Origin of the sequence: Blastococcus mobilis (assembly GCF_900188025.1) — a bacterium.
Classification (GTDB): domain Bacteria; phylum Actinomycetota; class Actinomycetes; order Mycobacteriales; family Geodermatophilaceae; genus Blastococcus_B; species Blastococcus_B mobilis.
Genome location: NZ_FZNO01000012.1, coordinates 103,567 through 123,570, shown reverse-complemented (window position 1 = coordinate 123,570; position 20,004 = coordinate 103,567). Strand labels below are relative to the sequence as shown.

The window sequence follows — 20,004 nt, the reverse complement described above, 5'->3', positions numbered from 1 at the left end:
CGGCCGGTTCGACGGCTCAGACCGTGACGACGACCTTGCCCCTGGCCTTGCCGTCGCGCAGGTAGGTGATGGCCGCGCCGGCCTCGCTCAGCGGGAAGGTCCGGTCGACCGGCGCCCGCAGCGTCCCGGCCGCGAGCTGGTCGGCGAGGGACTGCAGATCGGCCTCGTTCGGCATCGACACGTAGCTACGCAGGTTCTGCTCGATGAACGGGGTGAGCAGCAACCCGATGAGCTGGCGCTCGATGCCCTGCCGCCACCCGCCGACCTCCGCCCCGACGATGACGAGGGTGCCGTTCGGCGTCAGCGCACGCCGGAGTTCGCGCAGCCTCCGGTTGCCGCCGGTGTCGAGGATGAGGTCGTAGCGGCGTCCGCCGTCGGTGATCTGCTCGCGCGTGTAGTCGAGGACGTCGTCGGCGCCCAAGGAACGGACGAACTCCATCTTCGCCGTGCTGCAGATGCCGGTGACGTCCGCTCCGGCGGCGACCGCCAGCTGTACCGCGTAGGAGCCCACTCCCCCGCCGGCGCCGATGACCAGCACCCGCTGCCCGGCCCGGACCTTCCCCTTCCGCAGCCCCTGCAGGGCGGCGAGGGCCGAGACCGGGACCGCGGCGGCTTCCTCGAACGACACGTCCGCCGGCTTGTGCACCAGGTTCTTCGCCGGCACGGACGCGAACTCGGCGTAGGTGCCGTTTCCCTGCCCGAATACCTCGTCGCCGGGCTGGAAGCGGGTCACGTTCGCACCGACCGCCGTGACGACGCCGGCGACGTCCATGCCGGGCACCGGATTCTTCGGCTTCCGCACGCCGAACCCCGCGAGCCGGATGAGCCGCGGCAGGCCGGTGACCAGGTGCCAGACGCCCTGGTCGACGCCGGCCGCGACCACGCGCACCAGCACGTCGTCGTCCCCGATGACCGGCTGCTCGACCTCACCGAGCCGCAGCCCGTCGGGTGCGCAGTACGCCTCCCGCACGATCGCCTTCATCACTCGACCGTGCGCAGGATCTGCTCGATGGATGCCGTCCGCGAGCGCAGCTCGGAGACGTCGGCGGCGGCGCGCTGCTGGGCGTCGAGGGTCTTCTCGGCCAACTGTTCGTAGCGGCCGACGAGCTGTCGCAGATCAGCGTCCTGCTGAGCGGCGGCCCGGATCTTGCGGGATTCCAGGAACGTCGCTCCCAGACCCAGGATGAGGACGAGCGCCCCCATCATGATGCCCAGGATCAGGATCGTGTGCGGCCAGGTCGTGCCGCTCTCGGCAGCGACATCCATCAGTTCTTCTCCTTCTCTCCGGAACCCTTGGCCGGGTCCGAACGGGTGAGCGTCGCGGCCGCCTCGGCCAGCGACGTCGCGGTCAGGTGCAGGTCGAAGTCGGCGACCTCGAAGTACTTCATGGCCTTGCCGTCGTCGGACAGTTCGAGCGTGCCGACGACGAGGCCGGCGGCCTCAAGGCGCTGCAGGTGCATGTGCAGCAGCGGCCGGCTGATGCCGATCTCGCGCGCCAGGTGGCTCACGTAGTCGCGGCCACCGGCGAGCGTTGCGACGATGCGCAGCCGGAGCGGGTTGGCCAGGGCCGCCAGCATCTCGACCAGGTCGTCGCCGGACGGCCGGGTTACTGTCACGCCCCTCCTTCATGTGTAAGCGTTTTCTGACACGTGCAACATAGGGATGCGGACGATGGCAGCACAAGGGACTCGCCCGACGGAGTGAGGGTGCGGTTCCGTTCCGTATCGGGAACCCTGAAGCAGTGAGCGAAGAGAACAACGGATCCGGCTACGTCGAGGCCGAGTACAAGCGCGACTCCAACTACATCCAGGACCGGATCACCGCCGACGGCGCCGGCGGTTGGCCGGTCGAGCCGAACCGCTACCGGCTCGTCGTCGCCCGTGCCTGCCCGTGGGCGAACCGGGCGGTCATCGTCCGTCGGCTGCTGGGTCTGGAGCCGGTCATCTCGATGGGCATGTGCGGCCCGACCCACGACGAGCGCAGCTGGACGTTCGACCTCGACGCCGGCGGCCGCGACCCGGTGCTCGGCTACGAGCGGCTGCAGGAGGCCTTCCTCGCGCGCGACCCGAACTACCCCCGCGGCATCACCGTGCCGGCGATCGTCGACGTCCCCAGCGGTGCCGTCGTCACCAACGACTTCGCGCAGATCACCCTCGACTTCTCCACCCAGTGGACCGCCTACCACCGCGAGGGCGCGCCCGACCTCTACCCGGAGCACCTCCGGGACGAGATGGACGAGGTCATGGAGCGGATCTACACCGAGGTCAACAACGGGGTCTACCGGTGCGGCTTCTCCGGCTCGCAGCGTGCCTACGACGAGGCCTACCAGCGGCTGTTCACCGCGCTGGACTGGCTCAGCGAGCGCCTGGAGCACCGGCGCTTCCTGATGGGCGGGCAGATCACCGAGGCCGACGTCCGGCTGTTCACCACCCTGGCCCGGTTCGACACCGTCTACCACGGCCACTTCAAGTGCAATCGGCAGAAGCTCAGCGAGATGCCGGTGCTGTGGGCCTACGCGCGCGACCTGTTCCAGCTCCCGGGATTCGGCGACACCATCGACTTCCCGCAGATCAAGGAGCACTACTACGTCGTGCACACCGACATCAATCCGACGCAGATCATCCCGTCGGGACCCGACACGTCGAACTGGCTGATGCCGCACGACCGCGAACAGCTGGGTGCCCGGCCGTTCGGTGACGGAACGCCACCCGGGCCGGTGTTCAAGGGCGAGGAGGTCCCGGCCGGCCACGGTCCCGGAGGCATCCCGCACCGCTGAGCGGCCTGTGGACAACGCCCGTGAGGCACCTCGCGGGCTGCCACGGTGGGCGGCATGACGACGACGCCCCCGCTCGCTGATATCCCGATCCGCTCCGCCGACGACCTGACCCGCCGCTGGACGGCGCTGCTGAACCCGCCGGTGTTCGGCGCCCGCAGTCTCTGGCTGTCCTGGGTAGGTACCGACGGCTGCATGCTCCCCGTCGTCGTGCCGGTCGACGACCTGCCGCTGGTTCCGACCCCGCCCTGGTGATGGGCCTGCGGCAGGTTCACGACTCCATCCTCGAGGAGCAGCTGGGCGGCGACGGTCACCTCGCGATGGCACTGTGCCGGCCGGGGCAGGCGGAGATCAGCAAGGACGACGACGAGTGGGCGGAGGCGCTGCGGTCGGCGCTGGACGACGGGCAGATCGACGGCTCCTGGAGCCTGCACCTGGCCGCGGCGGGCCAGGTCGTTCCACTGGTGACAGCTCCCGAGTGGTGCTGGCGCCGCTGACAGGGGGCGGCCGTTCACCCGATACGGCGGTGGACGGCCCCTCTGTCCACAGCGAACGAGAAGAGCCGGTCTCGGTCTGCGTAGTCTCCCGCTGTGCGTGATCTTCGGGGGTCCGGCCGGCTGCGTCGCACGCTGATCGGTGTCCTGCTCGGGACGGCGTTGCTCACCGGCTGCGCGGAGAAGCAGGAAGCCAACGACACGCTGCCTTCGACGAGTGCGTCGCCCACCACCGAAGCACTGCCCGAGCTCGGTCCCGCTGACTTCCCCGTGCCCGACGAGGCCCGAACCAAGGACGCCGCCGGCGCCGAGGCCTTTCTGCGTTACTGGATCGACCTGATCAATCGTCAGCGCACGGTTCCCGCTGGGCAGCCCCTCAGAGACCTCGGGCCTGATTGCAACGACTGTTGGCGCATCGCCAACAACTACGACGAGGCCCTGGCTGCCGGTCGTCGTTATGACGGCGGCAAACTGACGCTGAATGACGTGACGGAGCCGCAGTTCACCGGCGACGAAGCGTCGATCAACTTTGGAGTTCGACAAGAGGCCGTGGTGATGGTCGACGCGGCCGGCACGCCCGTCGACTCCGGGCTGCCCACGCAACCGAACTTGAGTTCTGGAGTCACCCTCGTCTGGTCTGAAGCAGACATTTCCTGGCTCGTGGTGAGCATGACGCTCGGATGACGAGAGCAACCTTGCGAGGACTTTTTGTCGCCGCGGCTCTAGTGGGTGCGCTGCTGGTCGCCACGCCTGCGGCCGCGTGCGGCTATGACATCGAGTGCCCGGTCGAGCTCGAAGAAGGCGCAGCGACCGTAACGTTCGAAGGCGCCAGCGTTCCTGCGGTCGTCGGGGTTAGCGGTCTCGAGGCCGGCCAGTACGCCTATCAGATGCTCGACCGGTGCCTCGCGGCTGCCGAAACGCGGGCTTACTGCTCTCCTACTGACGTGCGGGAATGCCCGCAGCAGCCCGGCCGCGTCATCGACTTCTTCGTGGTGAACCGTCGGCCGATCGTCCCGAGCCAGGGACCCGCAATCGAGCCAGTCCCGGACGGCTTCGGGCCAGGCGACCCGATCGGCGACTGGAGTTTCTTCAGCGAGGGCTGCTACGACGTCACCGATCTCAACCCGCCGCCGTCTGGCGCGGAGGTGTTCAGCTACTTCGAGCGGCTGCCACTCCCCCAGCTGACGACGCAGCACCAGCCGCCGGGCGACGGCCTCACAGGGCTGCCGGTGATCTTCTACACCGACTCCCCCACGACTCAGACCTTCACCGTGGACATCCGCGGCTTCAGCGTCGTCATCCAGGCCACCGCCGAACGCTTCACCTGGCACACCGGCGACGCCACCGGCCAGATCACCAGCATCGATCCCGGCGCCCCATATCCGAACCAGACGGTCGAGCATTCCTACCGGTCGGGCACCTACACCGCGCACCTCACCGTCACCTGGAGTGCGACGTTCACGGTCAACGGCAGCGCGCCGGCCGACGTCCCGGGCACCACCACCACCGATGGCCCTCCGGTCACCTTCGACGTCCTCCAGGCGAGGCCCGTCCTCACCAACCCGTACGACTAGCTCACTCCTCCACGACCGCGGTCACGGCGTCGGCGAGCAGCCGCTGACCCTCCTCGGTCGGGTGCACGTCGTTGGGCAGCACCAGCCCGGCCTCGACGGAGTCGCCGCCGGCCTCGTTCGCCCTTCGCTCGAACGCCCGGTAGCCGTCGGCGACGTCGGCGCTGTTCGCCTTCGCCACCTCGGCGATCCGGGAGTCCAGGCCCAGAGTCACGTCCCCGAACGCGTCGGCGTAGTCCAGCCCGTAGTAGGTGACCACGACGATCTGGCCGTCGTACCCGCCCTCGCCGCGCAGCGTCGACAGGATGCGGTCGACGTTCGTCTCCCGCGTCCGCGCCAGCGCCTGCACGTCCACGGGATCCGTGCAGCGGCCGGGCGTCGTCTGCTGGCAGAGAAAGACGTCGTTGGCCCCGATATGGAGGTCACCAGCTCGACGTCGTCGTTCTCGGTCAACGTGTCCAGCGCGAAGTCCAGCTGCGACTGGTCCGCCGGCTCGTACGGCACGTGCAGCGGGTACGCCCTCCGGTAGCCGAAGTCCGACTGCAGGGAGTTCTGGCAGCCGTTGCTCTGCGCGGTGGCGTCCAGGAAGCTCGCCGTCGTCTCACCGGGGCACGACGCGTTGATGACGTCGAGGCCGAGCTCCTCACCCACGAGCTCCGGATAGCCCACGAAGTTCTCGGCGTCGGAGAAGTTCGCCATCGCACCGCCCTGGAACCCGAACGGCACCGAGTCCCCGAGGGCCAGGTAGGCGCCGCGACCCGACTCGCTGGCGGAGGCGGCAGCGCTGCCGGATGCCGCGGACTCCCCCGAGCCACCGCCCGACGTGCACGAGGCGGTGGTGAGGACGCACGCCGTCGCCGTCAGCGCGACGGCGCCCCGTCGCATCCGGCCGGTGGATCCGGTACGCACGCAGGCCTCCCCGAGTCATGGGCCGCACGAGCGCCCACCGTCACGGTAGGTGCGGAGTGAGACGGCCCGTCCCGGACCGAGCTCAGACGATGCGGATCCGCAGCCGGCGGAACCCGCGCCCCTTGTTCTCCATCTTGGTGACCTCCACCCGGCCCACCATCGACGTCGAGGCCACGTGCGTGCCGCCGTCGGCCTGCGTGTCCAGGCCGACGATGTCGACGATCCGCACCACCTCGATGTCGGGCGGCAGCAGGTTGGTCGCTGTCCGGATGATGTCCGGGATCGCGAACGCCTCCTCCCGCGGCAGCGTCTTCACCTCGATGGGCCGGTCCGCGGCGATCTCGGCGTTCACCGACTCGGCGATGCGCTCCTTGAAGTCCGGCGGCACCTCGGCGAGGTCGAAGTCCATCCGAGCGGTCAGCGGCTCCATGTTGCCGCCGGTCACCAGCGCACCGAAGTCCCGGAAGACGACGCCGGTGAGCACGTGCAGCCCGGAGTGCGTGCGCATCAGCTGCGTGCGCCGCTCGTCGTCCAGCGCCCCGCGCACCGCCGTCCCCACCGGTGGGACCGGGTCGCCCTCGACCGGGATCAGGTACAGCTCGTCGCCCTTGCGCGTGCCGGCGATCCGCGTGCGGACGCCGCCCCACAGCAGCACGCCCTCGTCCGGCGGCTGCCCACCGCCCCCCGGGTAGAAGGCCGACCGGTCCAGGACGATGCCCTGCTCCGGGTCGGCAGCGAGCACGATCGCGTTCCACTCGCGGACGGTCGGGTCGGCGAGGTCGAGGCGATGGGTGTGCCCGTGGTGATCGGTCGGGTTGGTCACGTCCGCATGCTGCCCTCTCGCGCGCGTTCAGCGACGATCCGCTGTCCCGAGCGACCGGCACGGCACCGCGGGCCACGTCTGCCGACCGAGCCGCCTTCCGGCGCGCGGCCCGGATTACGGATATGTTCCGTAAAGGTGACCGCCGTCACCTCGCTGCCCCCGACGTGTCAGGCAGGTCCACGTGCTCTACCGCGCCTACGAGTTGAACCGCCGAGCAACGGCGCCCGTCGTCGCCGCGTCCGGGCTGACCGCCCGGGCGCTGCACTCGCTCCCGTCCCCGCTGGCGGGTGCGCCCGCCGTCCGCCGGCTGCGGGCGGCCTGCGACATCGTGGCCCACGCCCGACCGACCCACGAGCGCCCTGCGTTCGGCATCGACGCCGTGCCCGTGGGCGACCGGATGGCTGCCGTGTCCGAGACGGCGCTGACGAGGACACCGTTCGCGACCCTGCTCCACTTCGCGAAGCCCTCGGTGACCGGCCAGCCGCGGGTGCTCGTCGTCGGCCCGATGTCCGGGCACTTCACGACCCTGATCCGACCCGCCATCCGCACCCTGCTGGCCGACCACGACGTGCACGCCCTCGACTGGCACAACGCACGCGACATCCCGGTCGAAGCCGGACGGTTCGGGCTCGACGAATACATCGAGCACGTCATGCAGGCGCTGCGCCACCTGGGTCCCGACACCCACGTCGTCGCCGTCTGCCAGCCCGCCGTCCCCGTGCTGGCGGCCGTCTCGCTGCTCGCCGCCGCCGGCGACCCCGCCCAGCCCCGCAGCCTCACGCTCATGGCCGGACCGGTCGACACGCGGGTCAACCGCAACCGGACGAACACGCTGGCCGAGACCAAGCCGATCTCCTGGTTCGAACGCCGGCTCACCGACACCGTGCCCGCGCGCTACGCCGGCGCCGGCCGGCGCGTCTACCCGGGCGTCGTCCAGCTGACGGCCTTCATGTCCATGAACCCGAAGCGGCACCTGAGCGCGCACGGGCGGCTCTACCGGGATCTGGTGTCCGGCAACACCGCCAGCGCCGCGGACACCCGAGCCTTCTACGACGAGTACGGCGCGGTGATGGACGTCCCCGCGGAGTTCTACCTCGAGACGGTCGGCCGCATCTTCCAGGAGCACCACCTGGCCACGGGGCGATTCACCTGGCGCGGCGAGCCGGTCGATCCCGGTGCCATCACCCACACGGCCCTGCTCACCGTCGAAGGCGCCAGGGACGACATCTGCTCCCCCGGGCAGACCGAGGCCGCCCACCGGCTGTGCACCGGGATCCCGGACGAGGACAAGCACCACCACCTGCAGCCCGGCGTCGGCCACTACGGGGTGTTCAGCGGCTCCCGCTGGGAGGCCGAGATCTACCCCGTCCTCCGGACGTTCATCGACGGCGTCCAGGCCCGGGAGAGGATCGCCGCACCGGCCTGACCGCTCCCGCGCGGGGCCTGCGGGAACCGGCCACCGCTCCGGTTCCCGCAGCGGCGGCCGGGGGGCCCGTGCAGCGCCGAACCGCCGGGGTCATTGCCCTCCGGGGTGACCGGCGAGGACCCTCGGACGTGCGGCGGTGCCGCAGGGGCGCCGCCCGCTCTGGAGAGGAGTGGTGGCATGTATGCCCGTTCCACCACCATTCGCGGGAATCCGCAGGCCATGGACGACGGGATCTACTACGTCCGCAACACGGTCATGCCGGCGGTGCAGCAGATGGAGGGCTGCGTCGGGCTCTCGATGTTGTGCGACCGGGACACCGGCCGGTGCATCGTCACGTCGTCGTGGACCGACGTGGAAGCGCTGCGGCGGAGTGCCGACGGCGTCATGGAGCTGCGGGAGCGCACCGCCGCCGTCATGGGCGGCGAGCCCGAGGTCCAGGAGTGGGAGATCGCGCTGATGCACCGGATGCACGGCCTCCACTACGGCGCCTGCGCCCGGGTGATCTGGAGCCAGGGGGATCCAGGCCAGATGGATCGGCTGCTCGACACCTTCCGCATGGGCCTCCTCCCACGGATGGAGGACCTGCCGGGGTTCTGCAGCGTCAGCGTCATGGTGGACCGGCAGAGCGGTCGCAGCGCGACAGCGGTGACCTACGACAGCCGCGAATCCATGAAGGAAGCCGAAGGCCCCGGCACGGCGATGCGGCAGGACTTCAGCAGCCGGATGGGCACGCAGATCACGGAGGTGGCGGCGTTCGACATCATCCTCGCCCACCTCCGGGTACCCGAGACCGTCTGACGGGTCGGCCGGAGCCCACGGTCACGACCGCGGGCTCCGGCCCGCCGGCTCAGGCCGCCTCGTCCTGTGGTGTGTGCGCCGCCGGAGGGCGGTCGGCCAGCTGCTGCGCCGCCGCTGCGGCGAGCACGTCCCGGTCCAGCCACTCGAGCAGGAACTTCGACCCGTACACCTCGACGACGCTGACGTCGTCGGGCACGTGCCGGGGTGCGGGGGTGCGGGTCATGGCCCCATCCGAACATCGCCGGGTGTCCGGGCCGTGACCGTCGTGGGTCGACTGGATGACACCCGTCCCGGCCCGCTGGACCCGGGTCACTCGAGCGGCAGGACGGGCGCGGTCACCGAACGGGATCCGCCCGTCCATGGGGGCAGCAGGAGCATCTTCACGCCCGCCCCGCCCGTGACGACGACGTGGACGTCGTCCGCCGACGCGGCCACCCGGAGGTCGTCGGCCGCGTAGGCCGGCACCGCGGCACGGAAGGCCAGTGCGGACGCCCCGGTCCGCAGGAGCGCGTTCCCCTGTTCGAACAGGAACCCGGCGATCCGGTCGTACCCCCACCCGTGCATCGCCAGCAGCTCGGCCGGCTCCGGCGGCAGGAGCAGGAACTGCTCGGACTGCCCGGCGCGCGCCGGGTCCCCTGCGGCCAGAGCGACCCCCGCCATCCCCGCGGCGGCCGGACCCAGCACGGACGGCGGCTCCCGATATCCCTCCCCCGGCAGCACCTCCACCAGACCGGCGGCCCCCACCACCGTCACGGCGTCGACGTCCACCCCGAGCGCCCGCCGCTGCGCCAGCGAGGGCAGCGGCCCCCGCCGCACCTCGGCGGTGCAACACGTGTACTTCGCCGGCGAGCCGATGGTCGTCATGTCCGTCAGCCCCGCCGTCGCACCACCCAGTCCGGCCAGCGCCAGGGACACCGCCCTCCCCACGCCGGCATTGGCACGGTTACCCGTGCCGAGCCCGCCGGAGCCCGACGTCAGACCCAGCCGGGAGGCCACCGGCCCGTGCACCAGCACGGCCACCGCCGGGGCGCCGGTCGTCGTCGCGATGCCGAGCAGGTTGAACGAGTCGTCCAGGGCTGCACGGCACGCGGCCACCACCAGCGGCAGCTCGGCCGGCCGGCACCCCGCCAGCACCGCGTACCAGGCGACGGCGCGCACCGTCAGATCGCCGAACAGGGGTGGGACCTGCCCGTAGGACACGTCGGCGTCGCGCACCCCGGCCAGCATGGCGGAGAGACGGGTGGCCGTCGGCGGCACCACGGGCAGGCCGTCACCGTGCCCGGCCGCGAGCAGCTCCACGAGCACGGCGGAAGGATCGGCGTCGTCGGCCGCCACCGGCAGACTCCCGGCAGCGGTCATTCGCGGACCGGCACCGGGCGCGACACGGCGGCCGTCGCGCCGAACGAGGGGATCCACGCGGAGTGCTTGCCCGCCCCTCCCGCGACCAGGATGTGCAGCACCTCCGGGCCGGTGCTGACCGTGTAGAAGCCGCCGTCGGGTTGCACACCCCAGTCCTCGAACTGGCGGTGGTTCTCCTCCGACACCTGGGACACCGGGATGCGCGCCTGCTCCCACAGCCGTTCCCGCAGCGCCTCGACCGTCCACCCGTCGCGGTGCAGCGTCGCCGCGTGCTCCGGCCCGAGCACCAGGAAGTGCGGGCCCTTCACGTACAGGTTGTTCGATCCCGTCTGCGCCATCGTCCCGGCGATGGTCATCAGCAGCCCCTCGCCGGTCGTGCTGCCGTGGTCGTTGATGTTGTGCGGACCCTCCGCCGCGGCCACCGTCACCACCGACTCCCCCGGGGCGAACCCGCGGCGCACCGAGTACGGCTCGAACGGGCTCTCCTCCTCGTTCTCGCCGAAGCACCACGAGTACTTGGCCGGATTGCCCTGCGTCGCGCGGTCCATCGACCCCGGCCGCGCGCCGCCGACGTTCATCGTGAGCAGCTGCACCGCTCGCCCGATCACCGCGTTGGCCCGCGTGCCCTGGCCGAAGCAGTTGGTGCCGCAGTTGATGCCGAGCGACGTCCGCACCGGACCGTTGACGATCACCAGCGGCGCGCACGGGTGCGTCGTCGCCAGCACGCCGTGCAGGTTGTACTCCGGGGCGAGCATCGCCCGCAGCGCCGCCAGCACCACCGGCAGATCGGCCGGCCGGCAGCCGGCCATCACCGCGTTCGCGGCGAAACTCTGCCGGGTCGGTACGAGCCCGGACGGCGGGAGCGGACCCAGCTCCAGCTCCCTGCCTTCCAGGGCACGCAGCGCTGCCTCGACCCGCGCCGGCGTCGGGGCCACGAGCGGCAGCCCGTCACCCCAGCCGCGCGCGAGCGCCTCCTCCTGCCAGGTGTCCTCCGTGACGCCGACCAGGTCGAGCACGCCGTCCGACACGGCCGAGGTCATGCCGTACCTCGCGCCTGATCGGCCATCGGCAGCAGGGAGGCCGCCGCGGCCTCGATCCGGCCGGCCAACTCCGCGCCGTTCAGCCCGCCCACCGGGTGCGGCACCACGAGAACGCGCGGGGTCAGCCGCCGCGCCTTCGCCTGCGCCTCCACCAGCGGCAGGAACGTCTCGGTCACCACGAGGGGTGCCACGACGCCACGCTTCTCCAGTTCGACCGAGTCATGGAAACTCCACGACGAGCACGAGCCCTAATCACCGACCGCCACCAGCACCATCCTGTAGCACTGGGCGAGCCAGTCGATGGTGTCCTTGTCGGCCGCCGTGGAGGCGTTCGGCTTGCTGGCGAAGCCCAGGTCGGCCAGCTGCCAGTGCTCCTTGAGCCGCTCCCCCATGCCCTGCAGCAGTTCGGTCGCGTTCGGCTTGGAGTTGGAGAAGAGCGCGACCTGCGTCCAGCCGGCGGTCCCGCCGGCGAGCGACCCGGCCTCCTCCTCCGCGGGCAGGACGCCGGACGTCGGGTCGACGATCGTCAGGCTCGGGCCGGTCACCGGGCGCAGCGCGGCCACCGCCGCCTGGCCCGCCGCGACCCCGTCGGCCATGGCCTCCGACATCGTCTGGCCGGCACGGGCGCGGGCGTCGCCGGCCACGAACATCGTCGGGACGGCGGTGCGCACGCCGTCCTCGGTGACGAGCCGCTGCTCCTCGTCGGTCTGCGCGGCCTCGACCAGCCCGGCCGGTCCGCGGCGCCCGACGTAGGGGAAGACGCCCTGCACCGCGAGCTCGCGCTCCCCGTCGGCGGTTCGGACGGTGACCCCCTCCAGCACACCGTCGGCGTGCACCGCGGTGACCGTGGCGCCCGTCACCACCGCGACCCGGTCGGCCGCGGCGAGCCGCTCGGCCCGCGCAGCCGACCAGGTCGGCAACTCCGGCACCAGCACCGTCACCGCCGACGCCAGCTCCGCGAGCTCGAGCGCCTCCTCGGCGGTCCACTCGTCGTCACCGACCACGGCGACGGCCTTGCCGCGGTAGAGCGGACCGTCGCAACCGGCGCAGGTCGACAGGCCCCGGCCGACGAGCGCCTCCTCACCGGGCAGCCCCAGCCGTCCGTTGCCGAGTCCGGTGGCGATCACCACCGCGCCCGCGGTCACGTCGCCGCCCCCGGTTTCCAGCCGCACCGGCTCCCCGGCCCGCACGTGGGTGACCTCGTCGAAGCGCATCGTGACCCCGGCGGCCTCCGCCCGGGCGACCAGTTCCGAGACCACCGGCCAGGACTCCGCCGACCCGCCCGGCTCCGGGTAGTCGTGCACGGTCGTCAGGTTGACCAGCTGACCGCCGGGAGAGAGCCGGTCGAAGGCGACGACGCGGAGCCCCGACTCCGCCGCCACCCGCGCCGCCGTCAGCCCCGCGACCCCCGCGCCGACCACTGCCACGTCGAAGTCGGTCATGCCCCCACCCTTCCCGTCTGGATCTGCGGCCACAGCTCGCCGGCGCCCGGCCGGCCGAACGGTCCGAACGTCATGGCTGGACTCCCGGGGTGGGGGGTGCCCGCGCGGGCCGCGCGGGAGTGGGTCAGGCGGTCTCGCGCCGTCGCTGCGACCACATCTGGGTGGCCCGCTCGAAGTGCAGCGCGGCGTCCCAGCCGATCCCGGGCGGGCCCGCCTCGGTACGGAAGGAGCGCGCCGCCTCCCGCGCCAGCTCCGGGTCCTTGGCCGCGCGACCGGCGAGCTCGAGGGCGACGTCCTCGACCTGCTCGTCGGGCACGGCCTTCCAGGCGAGTCCGATCTCGGCGGCCCGGACGCCGTCGATCTCCTCGCTGAACAACCCCATCGCAGCGGTCGCCTCCCGGCCTGCGGTGCGGCTGGAGATGGTGAAGTAACCCCCGCCCGGATGCAGCCCGATGCGGAGGAAGCCGGCCAGCAGGCGTGCGCTCTCCGACACGATGCGCAGGTCCGTGGAGAGGGCCAGGTTGAGCCCTGCGCCGACCGCCGCGCCGCGCACGGCGGCGATCGTCGGCACCTGGAGGGTGCCCACCCGCTTGAAGGCGGTGTAGACCGCGCCGAGCTCCTTGTAGGTCCGGTCCTCGGCCTGGTCGGCCCCCGCCGTCCAGCGCCGGCGGTCTGCCCCCGAGCAGAACATGCCGCCGGCACCTCGGACGACGGCCGCGCCGATCGCCGGGTCGGCGTCGACCTCGTCGCACAGGCCGGACAGCTGGAGCCCCATCTCGGGAGTCAGGCCGTTCTTCACCTCGACGTTGTCGATGGTGAAGACGGCGATGCCGCCCTGCCTCTCCAGCTGTACCTGTCCCACGGCGGATGTCCTGCCTCTCTGTTGGGTGACTCACTCGCCGAGCGGGGCGCCCGGTCCGGTGGTGCCGACCAGCACGTCGACGGCGGTGGCGCCGCGGCCGCGCGGGGCGACGATGAGCGGGTTGACCTCGAGCTCGGTGAGCCGATCCCCGCCCGCGACGATGGCCTGTGACAACCGAACCACGGCGTCGACGGCTGCAGGGACGTCGGCCGGCTCGGCACCGCGGAACCCGGCCAGCAACGGCCAGGCGCGCAGGCTGCGCAGCATCGCCCAGGCGCCCTCCGGGCTCACCGGAGCCAGTCCCGAGGCGATGTCCCGGTAGAGCTCGGTGGTCACCCCGCCGAGGCCGACGGTGATCACCGGAGGGAAGCCGTCCCGTCCTGCGGTGGCACCGAGGATCAGCTCGGTGCCCGGAGGGATGAGCTCCTGCACCAGCACGCCCTCGACGTCGGGTACGTGGTGGCGCTTCGCGGCGTCGAGCAGCTCGGTGAAGACCGCCGCGGCCTGCTCGGCCGGGACGCCGACCCGCACGCCGCCGACGTCGCTCTTGTGGGCCAGCTCGCCGGCCGACAGCTTCAGCACGCCCGGCCCGGGTAGCGCGGCGACCGCCTCGCGCGCGGCCTCCGCGTCGGTCACCAGTGTCGAGGCCGGCTGCGCGATGCCGATGGTGCGCAGCAGCGCCGGCCCGTCGACGACCGGCGCCCGAACGAGGGCCCTGACCTCGTCGACGGGCACCTGCGGTGCCCGGGGCAGGGCCGGGACGGTGCCGGTCCGCTGGGGCGGGGCCATGCGCGCCGCGCACCGGACGACGTCACCGACCGAGCTGAAGACGGGGATGCCCGCCTCGCGGAAGACCGCCCGGCCCTCGGTGGTGAGTTCCTGGCCGGCGATCCAGCCGACCAGGAGCGGGACGGGCAGCTTGCCGGCGGTGGCCACGAGGTCCTCCGCGAGCCGGGCACCGGCCTCGCCGACGACCATCGTCACGAAGACCGCCACCACGTCGACCGACGGGTCGTCGGCGACCATCCGGCAGACGTCGCCGAAGGCGTGCGCGCCGCGGTTGAACAGCTGGGCGGTGACGTCCACCGGGTTGGCCAGTGCGCCGAACGCCGGGATCAGCGGACGGAGCCGGTCCTGCGTCTGCGCCGACAGCTCCGGCATCTCCAGGCCGAGGTCCTCGCACTGGTCCGCCGCCAGGCTTCCCGCGCCGCCCGAGGTGGTGACGACGGCGACCCGCCGCCCCTCCGATCGCTTACCGGTGGCCAGCACCGCGGCGACGGCGAGCAGTTCGTCGATGTCGTGGACCAGCACGACCCCGTGCTCCTGGGAGGTCAGCACGAACGCGACGTCGTCGCCGACCATCGAGCCCGTGTGGCTGGCCACGGCGCGCCGGCCGGCGCTGGACCGGCCGGACCGCAGGACGACGAGATGCTTGCCCGTCTCCCGCGCCCGCCGGGCCAGGGCGGCGTAGGCCGCGCCGTCGTCGGTGGCCTCGACGTAGAGCATGAGCACCCGGACCGCGGGGTCCTCCAGCAGCTCACGGGAGACCTGCACCAGATCGAGATCCGCCTGGTTCCCGGTGCTGGCCCACGCGGCCAGGCCGAGGCCCATGTCGGTGGCCAGGTCGAGCACGGAGCCACCGACCGCACCGCTCTGACCGACGTAGGCCACCCCGCTGTCGTGCGCCAGCGGCCGGTCGGCCGCGGCGGTGAAGGTGGCGACGACGCCCGTGGGGGCGTAGAGGAAGCCCTGGCAGTTCGGCCCCAGGACGCGCACCCCGGTCTCCCGGGCGACCGCCGCCAGCCGCTGCTGCAGGGCCACCCCCTCGGGCCCGACCTCCGCGAAGCCGGAGGCGTACACGACCGCGGCGCGGGCGCCGACCCCGGCGGCCTGCCGGACGGCGTCCTCGACCCGCTCGGCGGCGACGAGCACGAGCACCAGGTCCACCGGGCCCGGGACGTCGGCCAGCGTCGGATAGCACTTCTGCCCGACCAGCTCGTCGTAGTGGGGGTTGACCGGGTGGATGCCGCCCTCGTAGCCGTGCTCGACGAGATAGCGCAGCGGCCGCGCCATCAGGTTCTCCGAGCGCCCGGAGATGCCGAGCAGCGCGATGCCCCGCGGACGCAGCAGCGCCTGCAGACCGTCGGACCCGCGGTCGGCCGACGGCCCGGAGGCGGTCGCGGACGGCGGCACGGTCATCGGGCGGCGCCTCCCGACGGGCGACAGCAGGAACATGCGCAGCTAAGTTGACACCGACGTCGGTGTCAACCCACCGCCGGGACCCCGGTCCGGCGGCCGGGAGGGAGGTGGGACGCGTGTCCCAGCCAAGCACGACGGAGGGTCCCGTCGACCGGGCGCTGCCCGCCACCGAGCGTGGTCGCCGGATGCGTGCGCGACTGCTGGAGGCCGCCCGCGAGGTCTTCGAGCGGGACGGTTTCCTCGACGCCCGCGTCACCGACATCTCGGCAGCGGCCGGCGTCGCCCACGGCAGCTTCTACACGTACTTCGGGTCCAAGACCGAGATCTTCCGGGCCCTGGTCGCCGCCACGATGGACGAGCTCTACGCCTCGCTCGGCACCGGCGACGGTGCACCGGGCGGCGATCTGCCCAGCGGGGACCGGCCGCGGGACGCCGTCCGCCGCATCGACCGGGCCAACCGCCGTTTCGTCGCGATGTACCGCCAGAACACCGCGCTCATGGCGTTGTTCGAGCAGGTGACCACGTTCGATCCGGAGGTGCGCGCGCTGCGTCAGGCCGCCCGGGAGCGGATGGTCGGCCGCGTGGGGCACAGCATCGCGCAGCTGCAGGCCGAGGGGCACGTCGATGCCGACGTCGACGCGGAGTACAGCGCGCATGCACTGGTCGCCATGGTCAACGGCCTGGTGCACTACTGGCTGGTGCTGGGGGCCGAGTTCGACGAGGACCGGCTGGTGGCCACCATGACCGGGCTCTGGGCCCGATCGCTCGGCCTCCCGCCCGGCGACTGAGCCCCGGTCCCCCTCACGATCTGAGCGCGATGAGAGCGCGGCCAACGGGATGAAGTGCGCCCACGCCCCCTTTCTTCGCCGGGAACTGGGCGTCAGCGCACTTCATCGGCGGCTGGCTGGCGGCCCCGCACCTCACTGGAATCGCGAGGGGCCCCTTGTTCAGCCTGCGGAGATCCGGGTGACCAGGGTGCCGATGCCCTCGATGGTCACCGCGATGTCGTCCCCGCGCTGGAGCGCGCCGACCCCGGCGGGGGTGCCGGTGAGCACCACGTCGCCGGGCAGCAGGGTCATCGCCTGGCTGACCCACGAGACGCACTCGCCCACGTCGCGCAGCATGTCGGCGGTGGTGCCGTCCTGGCGCAGCACGCCGTTGACGGTCGACCGGAGCGACAGCGCCGACGGGTCGAGCTCGGTCTCCACCCAGGGGCCCAGCGGGCAGGCGCCGTCGAACCCCTTGCCTCGGGTCCACTGCCCCTCGGACTTCTGAATGTCGCGCATGGTCAGGTCGTTGGCGACGGTGTACCCGAAGACCACGCCGGCGACGTCCCCGGCCGGGACGGCCTTGCAGCGCCGGCCGATGACGACGGCCAGCTCGCCCTCGTAGTGCAGGTCGGAGGTCAGCGCCGGGTACCCGACCTCGGCGTCCGGGCCGACGACCGCCGTGGAGGGCTTGAGGAACACGATCGGGATCTCGGGCACCTCGTTCCCGAGTTCCTCGGCGTGCTCGGCGTAGTTGCGCCCGAACGCGAGGACCTTGCTGGGCTCCACCGGCGCCAGGAGGGTCACCTCGGACAGCGGGGTGCATTCCCCCGTCTCGCGGACGCCGTCGAAGGGCGGCCCGTCGAGGTGCGCCACGACGGTGCCCTCGCCGTCCCCCTCCACCACCCCGTAGCGCGCCGGGCCGCCGGCTGCGGTCGCGAAGCGGGCGACGCGCATCAGATGGCCTTCACCATGCCGCCGTCGACCAGGAAGTGCTGCCCGGTCGTGTACGTGTTCGCGCCGGACACGAGGAACGCCGCCACCTTGCCGAACTCCTCGGCGGTGCCGTAGCGGCCCAGCGGGATCGCCTTCTCGGCCTGCGCCCGCACCTCCTCGACGGACAGGCCCGCCTTCTCGGCGCGGCCGGCGTCGAGACCCGCGACGCGGTCGGTGGCGATGCGGCCGGGGCCGATCGTGTTGATCAGGATGCCGTCGGGCGCGAACTCGATGGCCAGGCTCTTGGCCAGCCCCAGGATCGCCACCCGGTAGGTGTTGGACAGCAGCAGGTTCTCGATCGGCTGCTTGATCGACGACGACGCGACCGTGACGATCCGGCCCCAGCGCTGCTCGCGCATGTGCGGCAGGACGCCGCGGATCAGCCGGACGGTGCTCATCAGGTTGAGCTCGTAGGCCTCGCGCCAGGCGTCGTCGTCGAGCGCGTCGAACCCACCGGGGCGCGGGCCACCGGCGTTGTTCACCAGCACGTCGACGCCGCCGAGGCGCTGCTCGGTCTCCTGCAGCAGCCGGCCGAGGTCGGCGGCGTCGGACACGTCGGCCGCGCAGTACTCGACCTGCGCGCCGGTGGCCTCGGCGATCTCCGAGGCCGTCTTCGCCAGCTGCTCCTCGCCGCGGCTGGAGATCATCAGACGCGCGCCTTCGGCGGCGAGCTGGGTCGCGGTCGCCCGCCCCAGCCCCTTGCTGGCCGCGGTCACGAGCGCGACCCTGCCGGTCAGTTCCAGGTCCATCGGGTCACTCCACGGGGTTCGAGAGGTCGCGGAAGCCGACGATCGAGCAGCCGGCGGTGTCACCGGGGCGGATGTGAGCGGCCCCCGGGGTCCCGGTCGAGATGATGTCGCCGGGCAGCAGGGTCATGACCCGCGAGTGGAAGGCCACCAGCCACCACGGCCGGAAGGTCATGTTCGAGACGACGTTGCGGCGGTGGACGTCCCCGTTGTGCAGGGTCGAGACCTCCAGCGCGTCGACGTCGGGCACCTCGTCGACGGTCACCAGCTCCGGGCCGAAGCTGAAGAAGGTGTCGAAGCTCTTGGACCGGGTCAGGTAGCGCGGGTTCTTCTCGAGGATGTCCTCGGCGGTCATGTCCACGACCGTGGTGAAGCCGGCCACGACGCCCGGGGCGTCGGCCTCGTCCACGTTCTTGCACTCGCGGCCGATGATCACACCGAGTTCCCCCTCGGCGGTGGTCCGCTGCGACTGCGGCGGGATCCGGATCGCCTCCCCCGGGCCGATGATGGCGGTGTCGGGCTTGAGGAAGCTGGCCGGCTCGGTCGAGGGCGCCGTCGCCGACAGATCCGCGGCGTGCTCCACGTAGTTCAGCCCGATCCCCCAGATCTTGCGCGGCCGCCGGTACAGCGGCGCGTACACCAGCTGGTCCTGCGGGATCGCCAGCTCGTCGAGCAGCCCGGACGGGGCGCCGCCCACCCAGTCGCGCAGCTGCTCGACCTGGCCCTGCTCGAGCAGCTCCTGCACGGTGCCGGCCCAGCTGGTACCCAGCGCCTCGTTCACCGCGCTCAGCAGCACCGCGCCGGACGGACGCACCAGTGCCGCGGGCTCGGCGCCGTCCATCCGCAGGGACGTCAGCCGCATGGGAGTCCTACCTCTCGTCGGAGGGGCCGTCAGAGACCGACGGCAGCGATCAGGTCGTCGAGTTCGGCCAGGGTGAGCTCGTCCACCGGGGGGGCGGGGAAGCGCGCGTGCGGCGAGCTGATCGACCCCCGCCGGGCGAAGACCTGCTTGCGGATCGTCACTCCCCCCACGCCCAGCTGCGCCTCGTAGCGGATCAGCGGGAGGTACCGGAAGAAGTACTCCTGCGCCTCCTTGCGCTGCCCGGCGACGAACCGTTCGTAGGTGCCGACCAGCACCTGCGGGAAGCCGAAGCCGGTCATGATCCCGTCGGCCCCGCGCAGCAGCTCCTCGTAGAGGTACAGCCCACCGAGGCCGCCGAAGATCCCGACCTGCGACGTCGCTCTGTGCCGCACCACCGAGATCTTGGGCAGGGTGGGCGTCTCCTCCAGCTTGAGGTAGCGGCAGCCCTCGATCTCGTCGAGCAGCCGCACCAGGAACGGCGCCGGCATCGTGACGCCGGTGTTCACGGGCTCGTCCTGCACGACGACCGGGACGGAGACGGCGTCGGCGACCCGGCGGAAGTGCTCGAAGACCAGGTCGAGATTCTTGGCGTTGTCCGGTGGTGCCAGCATGACCGCGGCCGCGCCCGCGTCCTCCGCCCGTCGGGCGTACTCCAGTGCCATCCGGGTGGCGCGCGCCGAGACGCCGGCGACGACCGGCACCCGGCCGGCGGTGGCGTCGATGTAGCGGCGGAGCACCCGCTCCCGCTCGTCGTCGAGGAGCTTGGCGGCCTCACCCATGATCCCGAGGATCGTCAGGCCGTGCGCCCCGGCGTCCAGGTAGTCCTCGACCAGGGTGTCGATGCTGCCCTCGTCCACGTCGCCGTCGTCGGTGAACGGGGTCAGTGTGATCGGTAGCACACCCTGGAGGGCGGTCACCGGCAACTACCCTGCTGGGA

The 20,004-nt window shown here is 72.1% G+C and carries 22 protein-coding genes and 1 pseudogene; 8 read left to right on the top strand and 15 right to left on the bottom strand.

Annotated elements, in window-relative coordinates; translation table 11 throughout:
* Window positions 1–16: 16 nt before the first annotated feature.
* The 3 genes from CHB94_RS12615 to CHB94_RS12605 are packed head-to-tail and all read right to left on the bottom strand — an operon-like array spanning window position 17 to window position 1,616.
* Window positions 17–982 carry an NAD(P)-dependent alcohol dehydrogenase gene (locus CHB94_RS12615; protein ID WP_089336956.1) on the bottom strand — a complete coding sequence of 322 codons (966 nt, stop codon included), beginning with the start codon at window positions 980–982 and terminating at the stop codon, window positions 17–19.
* On the bottom strand, window positions 982–1,266 hold the full coding sequence (locus tag CHB94_RS12610) for a hypothetical protein (RefSeq protein ID WP_089336911.1): 285 nt from the start codon (window positions 1,264–1,266) through the stop codon (window positions 982–984). The genes CHB94_RS12615 and CHB94_RS12610 overlap by 1 nt, the downstream gene beginning before the upstream one ends.
* Window positions 1,266–1,616, bottom strand: a complete 351-nt coding sequence (locus CHB94_RS12605; protein WP_089336910.1) for an ArsR/SmtB family transcription factor — start codon at window positions 1,614–1,616, stop codon at window positions 1,266–1,268. Before CHB94_RS12605 ends, CHB94_RS12610 begins: the two co-directional genes overlap by 1 nt.
* Before the next feature lie 125 nt (window positions 1,617–1,741).
* On the opposite strand from CHB94_RS12605, the gene CHB94_RS12600 reads away from it, so the two are divergent.
* The 5 genes from CHB94_RS12600 to CHB94_RS12585 all read left to right on the top strand — a co-directional run bounded on the left by CHB94_RS12600 (window position 1,742) and on the right by CHB94_RS12585 (window position 4,841).
* Entirely contained in the window at window positions 1,742–2,776 is a 1,035-nt protein-coding gene (locus CHB94_RS12600) for a glutathione S-transferase family protein (RefSeq protein ID WP_089336909.1), read from the top strand.
* Window positions 2,777–2,830: 54 nt separating this feature from the next.
* Window positions 2,831–3,028: a hypothetical protein gene (locus CHB94_RS26155; RefSeq protein ID WP_254920605.1), complete on the top strand. Its 198-nt coding sequence runs from the start codon at window positions 2,831–2,833 to the stop codon at window positions 3,026–3,028.
* Window positions 3,025–3,270, top strand: a complete 246-nt coding sequence (locus tag CHB94_RS26150; RefSeq protein ID WP_254920604.1) for a hypothetical protein — start codon at window positions 3,025–3,027, stop codon at window positions 3,268–3,270. Before CHB94_RS26155 ends, CHB94_RS26150 begins: the two co-directional genes overlap by 4 nt.
* A 93-nt stretch (window positions 3,271–3,363) precedes the next feature.
* On the top strand, window positions 3,364–3,951 hold the full coding sequence (locus CHB94_RS12590) for a DUF6318 family protein (RefSeq protein ID WP_089336908.1): 588 nt from the start codon (window positions 3,364–3,366) through the stop codon (window positions 3,949–3,951).
* Window positions 3,948–4,841, top strand: coding sequence for a hypothetical protein (locus CHB94_RS12585; protein WP_089336907.1), 894 nt, complete (start codon window positions 3,948–3,950; stop codon window positions 4,839–4,841). The genes CHB94_RS12590 and CHB94_RS12585 overlap by 4 nt, the downstream gene beginning before the upstream one ends.
* Window position 4,842: 1 nt before the next feature.
* Here CHB94_RS12585 and CHB94_RS24530 read toward each other — a convergent pair whose 3' ends face one another.
* Complete coding sequence (locus CHB94_RS24530) at window positions 4,843–5,193, bottom strand: SGNH/GDSL hydrolase family protein (RefSeq protein WP_089336906.1); 351 nt, start codon at window positions 5,191–5,193, stop codon at window positions 4,843–4,845.
* Between the two features lie 636 nt (window positions 5,194–5,829).
* Window positions 5,830–6,570 (bottom strand): alanyl-tRNA editing protein, encoded by a 741-nt coding sequence (locus CHB94_RS12575; protein WP_089336905.1) that lies wholly within the window; start codon window positions 6,568–6,570, stop codon window positions 5,830–5,832.
* A 181-nt stretch (window positions 6,571–6,751) separates the two neighbouring features.
* On the opposite strand from CHB94_RS12575, the gene CHB94_RS12570 reads away from it, so the two are divergent.
* Together CHB94_RS12570 and CHB94_RS12565 are read left to right on the top strand one after the other, a co-directional pair.
* Window positions 6,752–7,996, top strand: a complete 1,245-nt coding sequence (locus CHB94_RS12570) for a polyhydroxyalkanoate depolymerase (protein ID WP_089336904.1) — start codon at window positions 6,752–6,754, stop codon at window positions 7,994–7,996.
* A gap of 177 nt (window positions 7,997–8,173) precedes the next feature.
* Window positions 8,174–8,794 carry a putative quinol monooxygenase gene (locus CHB94_RS12565; RefSeq protein ID WP_089336903.1) on the top strand — a complete coding sequence of 207 codons (621 nt, stop codon included), beginning with the start codon at window positions 8,174–8,176 and terminating at the stop codon, window positions 8,792–8,794.
* A gap of 49 nt (window positions 8,795–8,843) precedes the next feature.
* Here the strand turns inward: CHB94_RS12565 and CHB94_RS25175 are convergent, their stop codons facing one another.
* The 6 genes and pseudogenes from CHB94_RS25175 to CHB94_RS12530 form a co-directional block, all read right to left on the bottom strand.
* Window positions 8,844–9,017 (bottom strand): hypothetical protein, encoded by a 174-nt coding sequence (locus tag CHB94_RS25175; RefSeq protein ID WP_176445539.1) that lies wholly within the window; start codon window positions 9,015–9,017, stop codon window positions 8,844–8,846.
* An 86-nt stretch (window positions 9,018–9,103) separates the two neighbouring features.
* A complete protein-coding gene (locus tag CHB94_RS12555; RefSeq protein ID WP_089336955.1) occupies window positions 9,104–10,153 on the bottom strand; it encodes a hypothetical protein in 1,050 nt (349 codons plus the stop codon).
* Complete coding sequence (locus CHB94_RS12550) at window positions 10,150–11,193, bottom strand: hypothetical protein (protein WP_089336901.1); 1,044 nt, start codon at window positions 11,191–11,193, stop codon at window positions 10,150–10,152. Before CHB94_RS12550 ends, CHB94_RS12555 begins: the two co-directional genes overlap by 4 nt.
* Window positions 11,190–12,635: pseudogene (locus tag CHB94_RS12540) on the bottom strand (UGSC family (seleno)protein). The gene CHB94_RS12550 and the pseudogene CHB94_RS12540 overlap by 4 nt, the downstream one beginning before the upstream one ends.
* Window positions 12,636–12,759: 124 nt before the next feature.
* On the bottom strand, window positions 12,760–13,497 hold the full coding sequence (locus CHB94_RS12535; protein ID WP_089336898.1) for an enoyl-CoA hydratase/isomerase family protein: 738 nt from the start codon (window positions 13,495–13,497) through the stop codon (window positions 12,760–12,762).
* Window positions 13,498–13,527: 30 nt separating this feature from the next.
* Window positions 13,528–15,696 carry an acetate--CoA ligase family protein gene (locus CHB94_RS12530; protein ID WP_089336954.1) on the bottom strand — a complete coding sequence of 723 codons (2,169 nt, stop codon included), beginning with the start codon at window positions 15,694–15,696 and terminating at the stop codon, window positions 13,528–13,530.
* 116 nt (window positions 15,697–15,812) lie between these two features.
* Here CHB94_RS12530 and CHB94_RS12525 point away from each other — a divergent pair, with 116 nt between their 5' ends.
* Window positions 15,813–16,484: a TetR/AcrR family transcriptional regulator gene (locus tag CHB94_RS12525; RefSeq protein WP_254920603.1), complete on the top strand. Its 672-nt coding sequence runs from the start codon at window positions 15,813–15,815 to the stop codon at window positions 16,482–16,484.
* 159 nt (window positions 16,485–16,643) lie between these two features.
* Here the strand turns inward: CHB94_RS12525 and CHB94_RS12520 are convergent, their stop codons facing one another.
* Genes CHB94_RS12520 through CHB94_RS12505 form a run of 4 tightly spaced genes read right to left on the bottom strand, consistent with a single transcriptional unit; the run spans window position 16,644 to window position 19,984 of the window.
* Window positions 16,644–17,420, bottom strand: a complete 777-nt coding sequence (locus CHB94_RS12520) for a fumarylacetoacetate hydrolase family protein (RefSeq protein WP_089336897.1) — start codon at window positions 17,418–17,420, stop codon at window positions 16,644–16,646.
* Window positions 17,420–18,208 carry an SDR family oxidoreductase gene (locus CHB94_RS12515; protein WP_089336896.1) on the bottom strand — a complete coding sequence of 263 codons (789 nt, stop codon included), beginning with the start codon at window positions 18,206–18,208 and terminating at the stop codon, window positions 17,420–17,422. The genes CHB94_RS12520 and CHB94_RS12515 overlap by 1 nt, the downstream gene beginning before the upstream one ends.
* Window positions 18,209–18,212: 4 nt before the next feature.
* Complete coding sequence (locus CHB94_RS12510; protein ID WP_089336895.1) at window positions 18,213–19,067, bottom strand: fumarylacetoacetate hydrolase family protein; 855 nt, start codon at window positions 19,065–19,067, stop codon at window positions 18,213–18,215.
* Window positions 19,068–19,096: 29 nt separating this feature from the next.
* The gene (locus CHB94_RS12505; protein WP_089336894.1) at window positions 19,097–19,984 is read right to left on the bottom strand and encodes a dihydrodipicolinate synthase family protein; all 888 of its coding nucleotides are present in this window, start codon (window positions 19,982–19,984) and stop codon (window positions 19,097–19,099) included.
* Between the last annotated feature and the right edge of the window lie 20 nt (window positions 19,985–20,004).

What these genes read in the sequence shown, in the direction of transcription:
- CHB94_RS12615 (WP_089336956.1), bottom strand. Translation starts at nt 982, where the DNA reads ATGAAGGCGATCGTGCGGGAGGCGTACTGCGCACCCGACGGGCTGCGG.
- CHB94_RS12610 (WP_089336911.1), bottom strand. Translation starts at nt 1,266, where the DNA reads ATGGATGTCGCTGCCGAGAGCGGCACGACCTGGCCGCACACGATCCTG.
- CHB94_RS26155 (WP_254920605.1), top strand. Translation starts at nt 2,831, where the DNA reads ATGACGACGACGCCCCCGCTCGCTGATATCCCGATCCGCTCCGCCGAC.
- CHB94_RS12585 (WP_089336907.1), top strand. Translation starts at nt 3,948, where the DNA reads ATGACGAGAGCAACCTTGCGAGGACTTTTTGTCGCCGCGGCTCTAGTG.
- CHB94_RS12565 (WP_089336903.1), top strand. Translation starts at nt 8,174, where the DNA reads ATGTATGCCCGTTCCACCACCATTCGCGGGAATCCGCAGGCCATGGAC.
- CHB94_RS25175 (WP_176445539.1), bottom strand. Translation starts at nt 9,017, where the DNA reads ATGACCCGCACCCCCGCACCCCGGCACGTGCCCGACGACGTCAGCGTC.
- CHB94_RS12555 (WP_089336955.1), bottom strand. Translation starts at nt 10,153, where the DNA reads ATGACCGCTGCCGGGAGTCTGCCGGTGGCGGCCGACGACGCCGATCCT.
- CHB94_RS12550 (WP_089336901.1), bottom strand. Translation starts at nt 11,193, where the DNA reads ATGACCTCGGCCGTGTCGGACGGCGTGCTCGACCTGGTCGGCGTCACG.
- CHB94_RS12530 (WP_089336954.1), bottom strand. Translation starts at nt 15,696, where the DNA reads ATGACCGTGCCGCCGTCCGCGACCGCCTCCGGGCCGTCGGCCGACCGC.
- CHB94_RS12520 (WP_089336897.1), bottom strand. Translation starts at nt 17,420, where the DNA reads ATGCGCGTCGCCCGCTTCGCGACCGCAGCCGGCGGCCCGGCGCGCTAC.
- CHB94_RS12515 (WP_089336896.1), bottom strand. Translation starts at nt 18,208, where the DNA reads ATGGACCTGGAACTGACCGGCAGGGTCGCGCTCGTGACCGCGGCCAGC.
- CHB94_RS12510 (WP_089336895.1), bottom strand. Translation starts at nt 19,067, where the DNA reads ATGCGGCTGACGTCCCTGCGGATGGACGGCGCCGAGCCCGCGGCACTG.